Consider the following 16,627-nt stretch of genomic DNA (forward strand, 5'->3'; position numbering starts at 1 on the left):
GATGTGAAAAACGATAAAGTATCCCTTTTCATTTTCCGAGTTGTGATATTTTTTCATCCCACCCAGACCGTTTTATTTTCAACCGAAATTCTTGTTGCCGGCATTACTTCTTCGGTGAAATTTCCTACATATACCATTCCAAGGCAGAGATCATTATCTCCCAATTGTAAAAAGCCACGCATGGCGTCCTTGTAAGTCATACCACCTGTGCTCCAGTAGGCACCTATATTATTTGCAGTAGCAGTGAGCAACATATTTTGAACAGCACATGCAACGGCGCAAATTTCTTCGTTCAATGGAATTTTACCACTTTCCTGACGTGTCATCACTATCATTATTATATGAGAACACAATAGCGGAACAGATAAAAATTTCTGGTATTTTGCTTCAATGAACTGATCGGGAGGGGTGATGTTTTTGTAGGTTGTTGCCTGAAATTCAGCAAATTCCTGTAACCCATTATTGGTGAATACCACAAATTTCCAGGGTTCGGTTTTGCCGTGATTTGGTGCCCAGCTCGCATTTTCGATCATTTTTTTGATGATTTCATCCTGCACTCTTTCGCCGGTATATTTTTCCGGTTTTATGGATCTTCTGTTTCTTATGAGATGGTCGATCTCGCTTGTATTATAGTTCATATTATTTTTGATCTTAATTTTACGGCACAAATATGCAACAGAAATTTACAATAAATCTCCGGTCCATTTTATGGTTTGTAACAATACCATTGTTTTTATTTTTTAATTCCTGTAAAAGTGAAAAAAATACAACTGGGGATGAAAAGATAGAATCTACAGAAAAAAAAGTGTACGACACCTGGCGCATCGACCTCGAATTAGTGGAATCCGGTTGCGAGCGATTGGATTGTATTCGGTCCATTGATGATCCGAAATTTATTGATGTGGATGCAGTTGATTTTCTTTCGGATGAAGACCTGGTGATAGGATTAAAAATAGGGAATGAGATAAAATGTTATCCTCACGCAATTTTAAATTGGCACGAGATCGTAAATGATGAACTGGATGGAAAAAAGATCGCCATTAATTATTGTCCCCTAACCGGGTCCGGCATGGCATGGAATCGTGAAATAAATGGTAAACTCACCGATTTTGGTGTTTCGGGAATGTTGTTCAACAGCAATATAATTCCCTACGACAGAACAACCCGTTCCGCTTGGTGTCAGATGAAACAATTATGCGTGAATGGTGAATTAATGGATAGTACTGCAGAAACATTTCCTGTGATAGAAACAAGTTGGGAAACCTGGAAAAAATTATATCCTACCAGTAAAGTACTTTCCACCGAAACCGGAATGTCGCGCAATTATTTGGAATATCCTTATGATGCTTATAGGGAAAATGAAAATATTTATTTTGAGGTGCAATACGAAAGTGATACCTTATTTCAGAAAGAAAGGTTATTCGGAATTATAGAAGGTAAAAAAGCAAAATGTTATCGCTTTAATAATTTTAAAGGTGGAGTTAGAATTTTAAATGATACCATATTTAATAAAAATATTATTGTGGTAGGAAGCGAACGCGATAATTTTATGAATGCATTTGAAAATAAAGAAAATATAAAATATTCTTCAATAAATAATAAACTACCCGGCGTATTTAAAGACGACTCCGGAAATATTTACGATGCTTTTGGAAATTGTGTTGAAGGAGATAAAAAAGGAAATCAATTAACTGTATTGAATGGATTTACTGCTTATTGGTTTGCTTGGTATGCGTTTTATCCGGAAGTGGGGTTTGAGTGACGGGTTCTGAGTTCAGTGTTCTGGGTTCTGAGTTCAGTGTTCTGGGTTCTGAGTTCATCGTTAAAAAATGTTCAAATTGTAGAGACGCAATGCATTGCATCTCTACAATTTGAACATTTTTTAAAAGCAACTGTGAGTTATCATCTAAGATTAAACAAACTCATTATTCCCGTCCGACCGGGTCATCCGGGCGGGCATAACTCATCACTCATTCAATCGTTCTTCCACCTGCCGTTTTACTTTCAACCGAAGTATTATCAATTTTTTTCATATTCACGCTGAGATAAGCATAAATACTTTCTGAGGTAGATTTATATTCTTTGCCTGCGTATTCTATAATTCCAGTTCTGCCCTCCCAACTTTTTGCCATCATGGTATAACGACCGGAATAATCGCTGTTAGCACCAAAACGGAGATAACTTCCATCGGTATCGAAACTGATAAGAAAAACGTCCTTACTTTCGGCCTTAACAACAACTCCCGGAGTTCCGGTTGCAATTACGATCTGCTCTACTTTTTTTCCGTTAACTATTTGAATTTCTCCGGAGGTGATCTCTGTTTCAGATGTTCCTAATTCTCTGTAAAGAGTTATTGTTCCTTCCAAATAAAACTGCACCTTCTTTAATTGATCCTCATTAAAATTCGTTTTTGCCTGCGTGGAGGAAGTATAAGGACTCAGATTGATCGTGCAAGATGTCAGAAAAAGGGATAATACGATCGAAAAAGTAGTAATGGCTTTCATAATTATATTTTTTGGCTCAAAAACAAGAATAATGCCACGGGTTGGGTGGGCGTTATTTTGTGGTGGTAAAAATACGATAGTAAGTGGAGTTATTAGTAGCAGTGGCAGTCTCAGTAAACAGTAAACAGTGGGCAGTGGGCAGTTTGTAACATTGGAGATTATTGCTTCGAATTGAAGATGTATTTTTATTCGAACGAAATCGAAAACTCCCCTATGGGGTTGGGGGCCTGTGGCAGTAAACAGTGGGCAGTGGGCAGTTTGTAACATTGGAGATTATTGCTTCGAATTGAAGATGTATTTTTATTCGAACGAAATCGAAAACTCCCCTATGGGGTTGGGGGCCTGTGGCAGTCAACAGTGGGCAGTGGGCAGTTTGTAACATTGGAGATTATTGCTTCGAATTGAAGATGTATTTTTATTCGAACGAAATCGAAAACTCCCCTATGGGGTTGGGGGCCTGTCGCAGTCACAGTCGCAGTTTGTAACATTGGTGATTTTCGCTTCGAATTGAAAATTTAATTTAAAACCGAACGAAATCGAACGCTCCCATTTGCTGTTTTTGATTTGAGTTGAACTCTCCGGTTAAAACCAACCAAAAAGTCCCGAAGGGACGAAACATTTTGTAACAACGGACTTTAGTCCGTGGAGCATGATGCGAAGATAAACACTTGACTCCTGACTAATGACCATTTGGAGAGTGGTGAGTGGTCAGTGGTGAGTAAGCCAGAACTCAGAACCCAGAACTCAGAACCCAGAACTCTGAACTACGTTAACTTTTTCAAAATCCCCTCCGCCGCAATTCTCCCCGTCATCGCCGCTCCATTCATAAATCCTTGAAAATCGAAGCTGCAATGTTCACCAGCGAAATAAATATTGCCATTGGGTTCCGATTGTGCTCCTTCTATGGTGGTGTATTGGCCGGGTTTGAAACAGGTATAACTGGCTTTGGAATAATTGTAGGTGGGCCAGTGAAATTTTGCAGAGGTATTATTATAAAATGATTTTACATCGGGAAAGAATTGATTTATCCCTTGTAAAAAACGATCGGCGTGTTCTTTATCAGTTCCGGTTAACAGAATATCACTTTCTTTTCCACCGGTAAAAATGGTATAACCTGCTCTTTCCGATTTTTGTAGCTGACTATTATCCCAGCCACATTGAATTGCTTCATCACCAAATGCAAAACCTGTAAAACCTTGTTCGCGCCAAATTCTTTTTTCAAACCCCAAAAAGAATTTTGCATTTTTTCCATAACCCATTTCATTAATTGCTTTTATTTTTGGGGGAGATAAGGGATAGTCTATTTTAATGTTTTTTAGTATTGTAAATGGCACTGTAATAATTGCAAAATCCGCAGTTACACTTTCAGTAGCTCCACCTGCTTTAATAAAATCCAATACAATTTTATCTCCTTCATTTTTAGTATGAATTGCCTCCAAAGCATAACCCATATTTAATTGATATTGCAAGGTCCGGGTTAAATTATCGGTAATTAATTGATTGCCTCCGGAAATTTTATATCGTTCATCGCTATATCCTGAATAATAGAATTCTTCCTTCATTCCCGGATCCATCAATAATAAAAAGTTGATCGCAGATTGTTCTGCAATGTCTAATCCATATTCTGTGGTATATGCAACATCCAATAATTTATATAATAATCCGGAAATACCAATTCCTGTTAGATAATCAGCGATGGAAAGCTGATCCAAACGGAGATCATTTTCATTATATGTTTTATAGGAAATAACATTACTCAAAGAATCAATATCCTTTTGTATCTGATCGGTAAAGGGAAAAAATAATTGAAGGATATCTTCATCTTTAATTATTTGTCCGTCGAAATAATAACAGGCATGCGTCAAATTTTTTTCTGATTCAACAAAGGTATCAATTAAAGGAAGGTCAAATTGTTTAATTAAAGCGAAAATATCATCGTGCGTGGAGTCGATAAACTCTCCTCCTAGTTCTGTTGTCAATCCCGGAGCAAGCATATCAACTGCAGTATAGATTCTTCCTCCGGTTCTGGGGGATGCTTCGTAAATTTTGGGGAGATAACCTGCTTTTTTTAATGTGTGTGCTGCATTTAATCCCGCAATACCTGCTCCTACAATTACTATTTCGGGTTTATTTTTTGATGTACATGCTTGCAAAAATGCAGAAGCTCCAATTGTTGTTAATAAGGCTGCTTTCCCTGTTGTTTCAATAAATTTCCTTCGTGATATCTTTTGTGTCTCCCTGATCTCATCAACAGGAATATCTTGTCGTGCACTTTGTGCATTAAGATGAAAGGCTTTTTGTAAAGTATTTAATAAATTCGTTTTCGCAATTCTGCGTTTTTTTGAATGCATACAATTATTTTAGAATAAAAAGCAGTATTTAATATATCACCAACTGCTTCCGCCACCGCCGCCGCCTGAACTTCCTCCACCGAAACTACCACCACCTCCTCCTCCCGAACTGCCACTTCCCGATGAACTTGAACGTGTGCGTTTTGGAATGGTATAAGTACTTTTGGTTGTGTAACTACAAGATGAACAAACATATGTTTTTTGTCCAGTTCCCGTTGATTCGTAGGTTGGAGAGGATAAGGTTTCGTTTTTTGTCATGAGATATGCCTTGGCAGTGCATTTCGGACAGGCGCTGTATTTGCTGAAATAATTTTCGTAACGAAATATTTTTATTTCATTCGTAATTGGATGTTTCCAAACATCATAATCAACTGATCTTAATTTCTCTTCTGTTAATTGAAATGCCTCTAAAAAACCATCATCTGCAATTTCATTTAATTTATTCAGGTTAGCCGTTCCATCTGCACTTAATGGAGGAGTGTTGCGCAGTTCTTTCATTCTATTTCTGTTGAACAAACTATAAAAAATAAAAGGTAAAGGAAATAATATCGTACTTGCCAGCCAACCTTTGCTATGCGATTTAGCTAATAAATTATAGGTCTCCTGTGGTAATTTGTTTGCTGTTTCTTTAAAAATATATTTATTTACACGAAATCTTTTTTCCACCAGTAACACCATAATAAATCCATAAATAAATATTGCCGCCTCAAATATTCGCACAGAACCGGCAATTTCCTGCCAGGCTAAAAAGGCGCCAGGTACACCTATATTTAAAGCTAAAAATTTCGTTTTAAGATAATTTTCATCCGCATTGTTTTTAACATATGCGGGAGCCGATTTTAGTCGTTTTTTTTGACCTGCAAATCCGCCAATTGCACCAATTAAATACAAGGCTCCGAATATAAATAATCCTACTATGCTTGCATTTTCCCTCCACCAGGGCTTATATCCGTATTCATTTAAACTTTCGGCCAAAACATCTTCGCGATAAATAGGATCGGATAAAATTTTAATTACTTCATTAACACCTGCAAGCACACAATCGTCGAATCGGCCTTCTTTAGCAAGAGGTACCATGTATTCTTCCTGAATTCGTTTGCAGACAGCATCCGTTAAAATTCCTTCTAGACCATACCCAACTTCAAATTCCATTCTGCGCTGATCCATTACCAATAATATCAGTAAACCATTATTATTTTCCTGTTGCCCTATCCCCCAATATCTGAATAATTGAGTTCTGAAATCACCCGGCACCTTATCACCGATGGAATTTACAACCGCAACAGCAACCTGTGCAGTGGTAGAGTCCTCCAAAGCAAGTAGTAATTGATTTATAGTGGATACCGCTGAGGCGCTTAAAACGTTATCCGGATTACTTACAAGCCCTCCATAGGAAGTTTTAGGGTTGGGGATAGATTCAACAGTATGGACGGTTTGCGCAAATAAATTAACCGTAAAAAATATCAGAAACAGGCAAAGTGTGCTCCTTATCATTGTGTTGATTTAAGGGCATTAAAATACGATTTTTTTTATTCCTGTAGTACATCCACTTTTATTCTCACATCCTGATTGGCCAGAATCCATAATGTATAGAATACTAATTTTGTTCTTTCTGCCAACAGGTCGAAATTTATCTTTTCAATATCGTCGCTTGGTTTATGGTAGTCGGCATGCGTTCCATTAAAATAAAATATAACCGGTACATTGTTTTTTGCAAAATTGTAATGGTCGCTTCTGTAATAAAAACGATTTGGGTCTTCAGTATTGTTATATGTGTAATCTAAAGTAAGATTTGTATACGTTTTTGCCGCTGCCTCGTTGATACTGTGTAAACCAGTGCTTAAAAAATCGGAACCGATTATGTATACATAATTAGAATCATTTTTATGTTTTTCATCTACGCGACCAATCATATCAATGTTGAGATCGGCGACAGTATTTTCCATTGGAAAAACCGGATTTTCAGCATAGGCCTTTGACCCCAACAATCCTTTTTCTTCTCCGGAAAATGCAATAAATAATATACTTCTGCGCGGGCCTTCGTCATTTATTTTTGCACTCATCATTGCCTCGGCAATTTCCATAATTCCAACTGTTCCGGAGCCATCATCATCTGCCCCGTTGTAAATAATATCTCCCTGTTTTCCTAAATGATCGTAGTGGGCAGATATTACAAGCACTTCTTCTTTAAGATCTGTTCCTTCTATATACCCTATCACATTATCAGCAAACACAATGCGTTCTGCTTTAACAAGATTAAATATTATTGTTGTATTGTAACTAAAACTTTCAGGTTGCCCGGTCTCATTTATTTTATCTATAGATTTTTGTAACGATTTCTTTTTCTTTCCCAATAACTTTTCCGCCATAGCTTGCGAAATAAAAAGATTATTTACATAATCCGCCTGTTTGTATTCCGATTTCAATTTTAATAAACTTCCCTCTAAAAAGTTGCGCCATTGAGGATCAGAAACAATTTCGGCAAAATTCGGGTCTATCATTAAAATACATTTTGCTCCGTGTTTTGTTGCTGCATTTACTTTTTTCCTCCAATCTTTTGTCCAGGATGAAAGCGTATCAGAACCGGTGATCAATGATTTGCCGTTTTTAAATGGTTCTCCGTAAGCTACTAAAATTATTTTGTCTTTAGCATTAAAATCTTTGTAATCGCTGTAAAGAGAATCGTCTATTCCATAACCCAAAAAAACGATCTCTTCCGCTGTGAATGATAATGAATTATTTGATGTTATATATCCATAAAAATCATTCATTAAACCAAATAAATTATTTTTATCGGCAATTGTGGATGTTTCCCAACCATATTCCATTATTGGATAGTCCTGATAATAGCCACCAATTTTTTTTAGAGGAGGTATACCTGATTTTTGTAATTGACCTGAAATATATTCCGCAGCCATAACCAATCCTTTTGTTCCGGTTTCCCGTCCTTCAAAATAATCGCCGGCTAATACTGAAAGGTGTTCTTTTAATTCAGAAGAAGTAATGGTGTTTGCATACTTAACTCCAAGATCTTCTGTTTGGGCAAAAATATTTATTGCAAATAAAATGCAGGAGATCAACAATAAAGAAATACTTTTCATACAAGGAGATATCACAGATCAGAAATTTTATCCACCCGTTTTTGATGTCTTCCTCCTTCAAATTCGGTGGTTAGAAAAACAGAGATAAATTGAATTGCTTCCTCCAGCGAAATAAATCTGGCAGGAATACAAATAACATTTGCATTGTTGTGTTGGCGTGCAAGTGCAGAAACATCTTCCCGCCAAACCATTGCAGCTCTTATTTTTGCATGTTTATTTGCAGTTATACAAACGCCATTACCACTTCCGCAAATTACAATTCCCATATCAGATTCTCCCGCTTCAATACTTTTTGCAAGAGGATGAACAAAGTCGGGATAATCAACAGAGTCGAGAGAATGCGTTCCGAAATCGACAACGCGATATCCTTGCGCTTTTAAATAATTGATCACAGCTTCCTTATATGGAAAACCTGCATGGTCGCAGCCGATTGCGATGATTTTGGGTTGCATGCAACAAAGTTAACAGAAGTATCGAAAAGATTTAAAGTCTTACACATATTAACAAAGTACGCAAACTAAAATATGTCACATTTTAGTTTTAAGCATTGTCCAGCGCCTTTTTTCTTTTCCGCTCCACCACCATAACAACCACTATGCTTACCTCGTATAACACCCACAGTGGAGTAGCTACTAAAAACAAACTGAAAGCATCGCCTGAAGGTGTAATTATTGCTGCTAAAACTAGAGAAATAATGAATGCATATTTTCTGTTATTAGCCAGAAATTCTCTTCCCAATAATCCCAATTTCGCAAGAAAATATGCGATCATCGGAATTTCGAAAATAAGTCCGGTCCATAATATCATCCCTGTTAAAATACCGAGGTATGAATCGAAGGTGAACTGATTTTCAATTTGATCGCTCAAAGTAAATGTTGCGAGAAAATTGATGGAAAAGGGTGCTAATAAAAAATATCCGAAAAACGCACCTATATAAAATAATAGTGTTGCAATAAATACTGCACCACCTAAATTCATTTTTTCGTGACTCAATAAAGCAGGTTTCACAAATCTCCATATCTCCCACAAAATATAAGGGAAGGCGAAAATCACCCCTCCCATAAAGGCAATTTTAATATATAAGAAAAATGGGGAGGATAAATTCAGATAAAACAATTTATAATCTAAAGTGGTATAACACAATCCATCTATATTAAAACGATCGCCGACATTACAAAATATCTTATAAGTGATAAAATCCGGATTTTTAGGAGCCAGAATAATTTTATCAAAAATAAATTCGGGATAAATTAAAAATACTATTGATAATAGTACAATAACCACTACTATACGCACTATATGCCACCGGAGATCCTCCAGGTGTTCCATAAACGACATCTCGTCTTTCTTAACTTTTATAGCGGCCATTCAAATATCGGAGATGAGCGTTAAATTATATTTTAATAAATTATTTACTGTTGATCAGATTGTACAATGCATCCAAATTAGGACTCAGGATAATTTCTGTACGGCGATTTTTTGCTTTGCCTTCTGTTGTTGAATTATCAGCAACAGGAAAAAATTCTCCGCGTCCTTCTGCAATTACTCTTTTTGCATCCAGACCATTTTCTGTTGTTAGAATTTTAACAATACTGGTTGCGCGCAATACACTGAGATCCCAATTGTCTTTCGGAAAACTTGCACTTTTCATTGGAACATTATCAGTGTGACCTTCAATTTCTATCGAAATATCGCCATTCGCTTTTAATACATCAGCCAACTTTTTCAAGGCATCTTTACCCTTAGGGTCAACCACTGTGCTTCCCGATGCAAATAATAACTTTTCACTTAGCGAAACATATACTTTTCCGTTTTTGCGTTCCACGGTAAGGTCGCTGGAACTAAATCCTGCCAATGCCTTATCAATAGTATTTTTGAGGTCAGTAACCGTTTGTTCCTGTTTATTTAAAATATCTTCCAATTCTTTCACCCTTTTTGAACGTGCATCCAGATCGGCAGTGAGCTGTTCTATACTTTTTTGTTGGTCGGATAAGGTTTTTTCCTTATTGTTCAATTCTTTTTCTTTCGCAATAAGTTCATCACTTTTTAGCTGCAGGTCTTCACGCAATTCCTGATTTTCGGAAGATGATAGGGCTAATAACTGATTGATACGGTTATTCAATTGATCTTCGATCTGGCGCAATTGTTCATTTGCTTTAACCATATTGTCGTAACGCGAATGCACATCTACGGAATCCTTTTGCATGAATTTGATCTGCGCTTCATAGTTTTTTACCATTTTGGTAAGTTCCGCATTTTCAGCTGATTTTGCGCGCAATTGACTGTGCAACACTGCTGTATCCTGATAACATTTATCGCGGGCAGCAACAGCATCCTGAAATTTAATTGCAGGTACGCAGGAAGAAAGGTAGAATGCCGCAGCAATGAGTATGATCGAAAGTTGTTTCATAGTTTAAATTTTTTGTTTTGCAAAATAATTTGTTTTTCTTGAATATTTTAAACCTTGTTATTAACGTCTCTTTAATAAACCGAGTATTCCACGCTCCAAAACATTGATCACTGTTCGGGTGATCTGATGTTGGGTTGTTTTATCTATGAGTGGTGGTTGTTTCTTTTCCTTCACTTTTTTTTCACGCTCCTCCTGTTTAATTTTTTTCTCCTCTTCTTTCAGCTGTTTTTCTTTTTCGGCAAGTTTTTCACTTTCCTCTAACTTTTTGTTTAATATTTCATGAGCGCTTTCACGATCAATGGCCTCATTATATTTTTTTACCAAACTTGAATTACTAATAAGGTTTTGCATTTCCTGCGGAGAAAGAATATCCATGCGCGATTGTGGTGCAACCAATAATGTATGCGCCAAGGGAGCCGGGGACCCTTTCTCGTTAAGTGCTGTAATTAATGCCTCACCAATTCCGAGATTTGTTAATAATTCTTCTGTTTTATAAAAATCTGTAAGGGGATAATTTTCGGATGTTAATTTTATTGCTTTTCTATCGTTTGCTGTGAAGGCCCGCAAGGCATGTTGAATTTTTAATCCTAACTGAGATAAAACTTCTGCCGGAATATCGGTTGGTAATTGGGTACAGAAAAATATTCCAACTCCCTTAGATCGAATAAGTTTAATTATGGTTTGAATTTGCTCCAATAAATTTTTGCTGGCCTCATTAAAAATGAGATGTGCCTCATCAATAATAATTACAAGTTTAGGATCTTCCTTATCTCCAATTTCCGGAAAAGTATTATATACCTCCGCAAGCAGACACAACATGAAGGTGGAAAATAATTTCGGTTTGCTTTGAATATCCGTTAAACGCAAAATATTAATGTAAGCCTGACCGCGATCATTTATTCTGCAAAGATCTTCCACCTCAAAACTTTTTTCTCCGAAAAATAGATCTGCTCCCTGTTCTTCAATTTCTATTACCTTGCGCAATATTGTGCCGGCACTTGAAGTACTTATTGCACCGTAATCTGACTCAATTTCTTTTTTGCCTTCATTGGTGAGATAATTTAATGTTTTTCTGAAATCTTTAAGGTCTAAAAGGGGTAATTTTTTATCATCACAATATTTAAATACGAGAGAAACAACGCCTTCCTGAATATCATTTAATTCGAGAATTTTGGAAAACAATACCGGTCCAAATTCTGAAATTGTTGCGCGTAAACGAACTCCCGTTTCATTGCTTATGCTCATAAGTTCCACAGGATATCCCTTCGCTTTCCAATCCTTGCCGATCTTCTGCATGCGTTCGTCAATTTTCGGGTTCGGAATTCCTTCCATCGCAATTCCGCTCACATCCCCTTTTATATCCATTATAAGAACAGCCACTCCATTATCACTTAGTTGCTCTACAATTCCCTGAAGCGTTTTCGTTTTACCGGTTCCCGTGGCTCCGGCAACAAGACCATGCCTGTTCATCATGCGCAAAGGCACTTTTACCAGGGTTTGGGCTATGGGTTGATGTTCGTAAATAGCAGTCCCGAGAACTATGGATGTTCCCTGAAAATTATAACCGTTAAGGATGCTTTGTTTAAATTCTTCTGTCCTATCCACGAAAAAAATGATTTAATTTGCCCTGTTCATCACAAGATGGGCAAAGATACACGTTATAATTTGTGCGAAAAGCTCTTAAAAACAATAATTAAATCATGGCAGCTAAATCAAAAACAGCCTTTTTTTGTCAGCAATGTGGGTTCGAATCGCCAAAATGGCAAGGGAAATGCCCCAGTTGTAACCAGTGGAACACTTTTGTGGAGGAAGTTGTGGAAAGGCAAGAGCCAAAGGAGATCTGGAAGGAGGAAAAACCTGATAAACGGGGAAATAAACCCATTTTACTCGATGAAATTGCAGCGGGAGATGTACAAAGAATTGTTACCATCGACCTCGAATTGAACAGAACACTTGGCGGCGGAATAGTGCCCGGAAGTCTGATTTTGGTTGGCGGGGAACCCGGAATAGGCAAGTCAACTTTGTTATTACAACTCGCTCTCGAGCTAAGAAAAATAAAAGTTTTATATGTGAGTGGTGAAGAAAGTGAGCAACAAATTAAAATGCGCGCTGAACGACTAAAAGGAAAAAATCCTGAATTATTTATTTCCACGGAAGTTTCTATCGGAAAATTATTTACTCAGATTAAAAATCTGGAACCTGGTTTAGTAATAATTGATTCCATCCAAACATTAATTTCCGATTTTGTAGATGCAACTGCAGGAAGTATTGCGCAGATAAAAGAATGTGCCGGACAATTGCAGCGTTATGCCAAAGAAAGTAATGTTCCTGTTTTTATTATCGGACATATTAATAAAGAAGGATATATAGCAGGACCAAAAATATTGGAGCACATGGTGGATTCTGTTTTACAATTTGAAGGTGATAGAAATTATACCCATCGGATCTTACGCACCATTAAAAATCGTTTTGGTTCCACAAGTGAAATTGGTATTTATAAAATGGAAGGTGATGGATTAAAACAAGTAAATAATCCCAGTGAATTATTAATTACCGAAAAGGATGAACCGTTAAGCGGAGTAGCTATAGCTGCCACCATGGAAGGTATGCGACCGATGTTAATTGAAGTGCAGGCATTGGTGAGTCCTGCAGTATATGGAAATCCGCAAAGAACAGCAACAGGATTTGATCTGCGAAGAATGAGTATGTTGCTTGCAGTTTTAGAAAAACGCGGAGGATTTGCATTCGGAAATAAGGATGTGTTTTTAAATATTGCGGGAGGGTTGCGGGTGGAAGATCCTGCAATTGATCTGAGTATAGCATGTGCGCTTTTATCTTCCATTGAAGATACTTTTATGCCAATGAATATTTGTTTCGCTGCAGAAATAGGATTGAGCGGAGAACTGCGCGGAGTAAGCCGAATTGAACAACGCATAATGGAAGCAGAAAAATTAGGATTCGAAATTATTTATATCTCCAAACACAACATGAAATCGCTGAATATTAAAAAATATAATATTGAGGTGAGGGCTGCGGGGAAGATGGAGGAGGTTTATCAGCGGCTTTTTGTTTAACAGAAAAGTAAAAAAATTGACAATTGACAATTGACAATTGACAATTGACAATTTTTGGATTTTCGTCGGATTGGAGTTAAGATTTCTATTGGTAAGTCAGTGCTAATTCTCAACTCTCAATACAAAAGAAACTTTTAAACTTTATCCCCGTTTCATTGTTTATAGTTCAATGAATAACTTAACATTTATAACAATGTTGAAGAAAAAGGGATTTATAATCATTTTATTTTCAATTTTAGCATATACAAATATGTCAGCACAAACAATGCAAACAGTTCCAAATGTGGATCTCGCAAAATATGCCGGAAAATGGTATGAAATTGCCTCCTTTCCTCAACGATTTCAGAAAGGTTGCCATTGCACCACTGCTGAATACACCCCAACCGATAAAGGTTATATTATTGTGGAAAACAGGTGTAATAAGGATAGTGTAAAAGGAACACTATCCTATATAAAAGGCAAGGCATTTGTTGAAAAAAATTCAGGAAATGCGAAATTGAAAGTGCAATTTTTCTGGCCTTTTAAAGGCAAATATTGGATAATTGATCTGGCAGATGATTATAGTTATGCTGTGGTGAGTCATCCTAATAAAAAATATTTGTGGATATTGTCGAGGACACCCTTAATGGATGAGAAAGAATATCAGGCAATAATTGAAAGGACAAGAGAAAAGGGTTTAGATGTAAGTAAACTCAGAATCACCGATCAGAAATGTAATTAACAGTGCATTAAATTTCAATTCGGTGTTTTCGCTTATTTTATTCTCTATTATTTTATTGGTCCAAATCATTTTTTAACATTTTTGAAAACTCTGAACTGCCGGCATAATTCATATGTCCACCATCATTAAAGTATTTTTTGTCATTGTTTATATATGAACGCCTCTCAGTGTTATATTGTAAAAAAGGAATGTTATTTGAAACACAAATGGAATCATAATATTTTTGCAATCCCGAGTTTTTATATTTAATTCCAGAGGAATTATAAGCGGGTGGGTTTATAAAAATCAATTCTATTCCTTCCTTTATAAAGGTATTAATTAAATTTTCAAATATCTTTTGTTGATCTTTTTCAATTTTAAAATTTTCTATTTCCAATTCGTTGATCGGCCTGCCAATTTCCTGTACCGGAATGAACCCCGCATTATATTCTGCTGTCAAATATGGATATGGATCATAATTTATAAGCCTTTGTGGCGACCTTCTGTTTTTAAGAACCGGAAATCTATTGTTTATCAGCGTAGTTTTATTCAGACCTTTATTGCTGATTAAACTGCTTAAATAAATATTGGTTGGGTAATATAGTGCATCATGTTCAAAGGTTCTCCAAAGTTCTTCCGTATCAAAAAGGAACCATTCCACTGCAAAAATAATTTTGTCGGGCTTTGGATAATTAGGTTTGAATATGGTTTGATACCAATTTTGATAAAACTCCGGATTGGCACCATCGCAGGCGAAATTATAAACTATTGTTCCCGTATCATTTAATAGGGCAGGTTGTATACCATGTGTTGCATGTGATGTGCCTAAAATTATTGTGTTGGCATTATAAACAGGATGTAATATCTCCTTGTATTGAAATCCAAAGTAATCATATGGTGTTATAGTTTGTTTAAAGCGAAAATTCAATATAATTAATATTATAAAGACTATAAGAAAAAAACCAAAACTTTGTGCAAGAAATTTCTTCATAAAAATTAAAATTGAAAATAAATAAATTCCTGACTGTTACCTGAATAAACATATATAACTGCTAATATTATTAAATAAATGCTCCATCTTATTACTCCGGATCTAATGTTTCTCATGTTTGAAATTCCAAATTGATGTTCCCTGCCAAGCCACTCCACTATCAGGAAAATTGGAACAAAAACCTTTACAGTAGTCGGTATGAGAAGCGGATCTTTAAAAAGTGAATTTGAAAATATGGTAGAAATGTATTGAAATGCATGTGGAAGATCATCTGCCCTGAAAAATATCCAAGCTAAAACCACCAGCATAAATGTCAGGATCATTTTAAAGAAGTCTTTGATGCCAGGTAAATATTTTCCTGCAGCAATAATATCCAGATTGTTTCTGTTTTTATTTAATAACAATAAAGGGATAAAATAGATAGCATTAAGTGCACCCCAGGCTATAAATGTCCAATTTGCACCATGCCAGAATCCACTGATTATAAATATGATAAAGGTGTTTCTCACTTTAGTAACTACATTTCCCTTACTACCTCCTAACGGAATATATAAATAATCTCTGAACCAGGTGGAAAGTGATATATGCCATCGTCGCCAGAATTCAGCAATATCTCTTGAAAAATAGGGGTAGGCAAAATTTCTTAACAGATCTATACCAAATAGTTTTGCAGTGCCAATTGCAATATCAGAATATCCTGAAAAATCGCAATAAATTTGAAAGGCAAAAAATACGGCACCCAATAAAAGAGTACTTCCTGAATACATTTCTGAATTGTTAAATACCTCATTTGCGTAAATTGCACATTGATCGGCAATCACAATTTTTTTAAATAACCCCCACAATATTTGCCTTAATCCATCAACGGCGTGATCATGATCAAAAGTTCTTTTTTTCTGAATTTGGGGTAGGAGATGTGTAGCTCTTTCAATGGGACCCGCAACCAAAAGAGGGAAAAAACTTACAAATACTCCGTATATCAGAAAACTGCGTTCAGCCTTAATTCTGCCTTTGTATATATCAATTACATACGACAATCCATGAAAAGTATAAAAGGAAATACCTACGGGTAAGATCACTTTCAAGGTCCATGGATTTACCTGTAGTCCGAATTGGGATAGCAGCTCTCCAAAGGATTCTGCAAAAAAGTTGAAATATTTAAAAAACCCTAAAAATCCGAGATTAATAATGATACTTAAATAAAACCAAAATTTCTTGTGATTTTTATTCTTCGCCTTTTCAATTTTTAAGCCCGACAAATAATCCAATAGGGTGGAAAACAGTAAAAGAAAAAGAAATCTCCAATCCCAGCATGCATAAAAAAAATAACTGGATGCTAATAGTAATACATTCTGAAATTTAAGATTTCTGTTGGCAACAAACCAATACAGTATAAATACTATAGGCAGAAACAGGGCGAAACCAAGGGAATTAAAAAGCATCTTATGGGCAGAAGATTTGCATAAAAGTAATTAATTGGCGTAAGGTTAAAAATT

14 protein-coding genes are annotated in these 16,627 nt (G+C 36.1%); 3 read left to right on the forward strand and 11 right to left on the reverse strand.

The window, feature by feature from the left end:
* Positions 1-53 precede the first annotated feature (53 nt).
* A complete protein-coding gene (locus IPI31_05765) occupies positions 54-638 on the reverse strand; it encodes a nitroreductase (protein ID MBK7567317.1) in 585 nt (194 codons plus the stop codon).
* Positions 639-670: 32 nt separating this feature from the next.
* Here IPI31_05765 and IPI31_05770 point away from each other — a divergent pair, with 32 nt between their 5' ends.
* Positions 671-1,762: a DUF3179 domain-containing protein gene (locus IPI31_05770; GenBank protein ID MBK7567318.1), complete on the forward strand. Its 1,092-nt coding sequence runs from the start codon at positions 671-673 to the stop codon at positions 1,760-1,762.
* A 208-nt stretch (positions 1,763-1,970) separates the two neighbouring features.
* Here the strand turns inward: IPI31_05770 and IPI31_05775 are convergent, their stop codons facing one another.
* The 8 genes from IPI31_05775 to IPI31_05810 all read right to left on the reverse strand — a co-directional run bounded on the left by IPI31_05775 (position 1,971) and on the right by IPI31_05810 (position 11,971).
* Complete coding sequence (locus IPI31_05775; GenBank protein ID MBK7567319.1) at positions 1,971-2,504, reverse strand: hypothetical protein; 534 nt, start codon at positions 2,502-2,504, stop codon at positions 1,971-1,973.
* Positions 2,505-3,268: 764 nt separating this feature from the next.
* Positions 3,269-4,855 (reverse strand): FAD-dependent oxidoreductase, encoded by a 1,587-nt coding sequence (locus IPI31_05780; GenBank protein MBK7567320.1) that lies wholly within the window; start codon positions 4,853-4,855, stop codon positions 3,269-3,271.
* A 36-nt stretch (positions 4,856-4,891) separates the two neighbouring features.
* The gene (locus tag IPI31_05785; GenBank protein ID MBK7567321.1) at positions 4,892-6,349 is read right to left on the reverse strand and encodes a TPM domain-containing protein; all 1,458 of its coding nucleotides are present in this window, start codon (positions 6,347-6,349) and stop codon (positions 4,892-4,894) included.
* A gap of 35 nt (positions 6,350-6,384) precedes the next feature.
* A complete protein-coding gene (locus IPI31_05790; protein MBK7567322.1) occupies positions 6,385-7,956 on the reverse strand; it encodes a M28 family peptidase in 1,572 nt (523 codons plus the stop codon).
* 11 nt (positions 7,957-7,967) lie between these two features.
* Entirely contained in the window at positions 7,968-8,408 is a 441-nt protein-coding gene (rpiB, locus tag IPI31_05795) for a ribose 5-phosphate isomerase B (GenBank protein ID MBK7567323.1), read from the reverse strand.
* 88 nt (positions 8,409-8,496) lie between these two features.
* A complete protein-coding gene (tatC, locus tag IPI31_05800; GenBank protein ID MBK7567324.1) occupies positions 8,497-9,324 on the reverse strand; it encodes a twin-arginine translocase subunit TatC in 828 nt (275 codons plus the stop codon).
* Positions 9,325-9,364: 40 nt separating this feature from the next.
* A complete protein-coding gene (locus tag IPI31_05805; GenBank protein ID MBK7567325.1) occupies positions 9,365-10,366 on the reverse strand; it encodes an OmpA family protein in 1,002 nt (333 codons plus the stop codon).
* 60 nt (positions 10,367-10,426) lie between these two features.
* A complete protein-coding gene (locus IPI31_05810; protein ID MBK7567326.1) occupies positions 10,427-11,971 on the reverse strand; it encodes a DUF853 family protein in 1,545 nt (514 codons plus the stop codon).
* Between the two features lie 95 nt (positions 11,972-12,066).
* On the opposite strand from IPI31_05810, the gene radA reads away from it, so the two are divergent.
* Both radA and IPI31_05820 read left to right on the forward strand, forming a co-directional pair.
* Entirely contained in the window at positions 12,067-13,440 is a 1,374-nt protein-coding gene (radA, locus tag IPI31_05815; GenBank protein ID MBK7567327.1) for a DNA repair protein RadA, read from the forward strand.
* 250 nt (positions 13,441-13,690) lie between these two features.
* Positions 13,691-14,161, forward strand: a complete 471-nt coding sequence (locus IPI31_05820; GenBank protein ID MBK7567328.1) for a lipocalin family protein — start codon at positions 13,691-13,693, stop codon at positions 14,159-14,161.
* 52 nt (positions 14,162-14,213) lie between these two features.
* Here the strand turns inward: IPI31_05820 and IPI31_05825 are convergent, their stop codons facing one another.
* On the reverse strand, positions 14,214-15,131 hold the full coding sequence (locus IPI31_05825) for a hypothetical protein (GenBank protein MBK7567329.1): 918 nt from the start codon (positions 15,129-15,131) through the stop codon (positions 14,214-14,216).
* 5 nt (positions 15,132-15,136) lie between these two features.
* Positions 15,137-16,573 (reverse strand): MBOAT family protein, encoded by a 1,437-nt coding sequence (locus IPI31_05830; protein MBK7567330.1) that lies wholly within the window; start codon positions 16,571-16,573, stop codon positions 15,137-15,139.
* Positions 16,574-16,627: the final 54 nt, after the last annotated feature.

It is taken from the genome of Bacteroidota bacterium, assembly GCA_016706865.1.
Taxonomy (GTDB): domain Bacteria; phylum Bacteroidota; class Bacteroidia; order Chitinophagales; family BACL12; genus UBA7236.

Excerpts from the sequence above, each read along its gene's own strand:
- IPI31_05765 (MBK7567317.1), bottom strand. The coding sequence starts at position 638 with ATGAACTATAATACAAGCGAGATCGACCATCTCATAAGAAACAGAAGA.
- IPI31_05770 (MBK7567318.1), top strand. The coding sequence starts at position 671 with ATGCAACAGAAATTTACAATAAATCTCCGGTCCATTTTATGGTTTGTA.
- IPI31_05775 (MBK7567319.1), bottom strand. The coding sequence starts at position 2,504 with ATGAAAGCCATTACTACTTTTTCGATCGTATTATCCCTTTTTCTGACA.
- IPI31_05780 (MBK7567320.1), bottom strand. The coding sequence starts at position 4,855 with ATGCATTCAAAAAAACGCAGAATTGCGAAAACGAATTTATTAAATACT.
- IPI31_05785 (MBK7567321.1), bottom strand. The coding sequence starts at position 6,349 with ATGATAAGGAGCACACTTTGCCTGTTTCTGATATTTTTTACGGTTAAT.
- IPI31_05790 (MBK7567322.1), bottom strand. The coding sequence starts at position 7,956 with ATGAAAAGTATTTCTTTATTGTTGATCTCCTGCATTTTATTTGCAATA.
- rpiB (MBK7567323.1), bottom strand. The coding sequence starts at position 8,408 with ATGCAACCCAAAATCATCGCAATCGGCTGCGACCATGCAGGTTTTCCA.
- tatC (MBK7567324.1), bottom strand. The coding sequence starts at position 9,324 with ATGGCCGCTATAAAAGTTAAGAAAGACGAGATGTCGTTTATGGAACAC.
- IPI31_05805 (MBK7567325.1), bottom strand. The coding sequence starts at position 10,366 with ATGAAACAACTTTCGATCATACTCATTGCTGCGGCATTCTACCTTTCT.
- radA (MBK7567327.1), top strand. The coding sequence starts at position 12,067 with ATGGCAGCTAAATCAAAAACAGCCTTTTTTTGTCAGCAATGTGGGTTC.
- IPI31_05820 (MBK7567328.1), top strand. The coding sequence starts at position 13,691 with ATGTCAGCACAAACAATGCAAACAGTTCCAAATGTGGATCTCGCAAAA.
- IPI31_05825 (MBK7567329.1), bottom strand. The coding sequence starts at position 15,131 with ATGAAGAAATTTCTTGCACAAAGTTTTGGTTTTTTTCTTATAGTCTTT.
- IPI31_05830 (MBK7567330.1), bottom strand. The coding sequence starts at position 16,573 with ATGCTTTTTAATTCCCTTGGTTTCGCCCTGTTTCTGCCTATAGTATTT.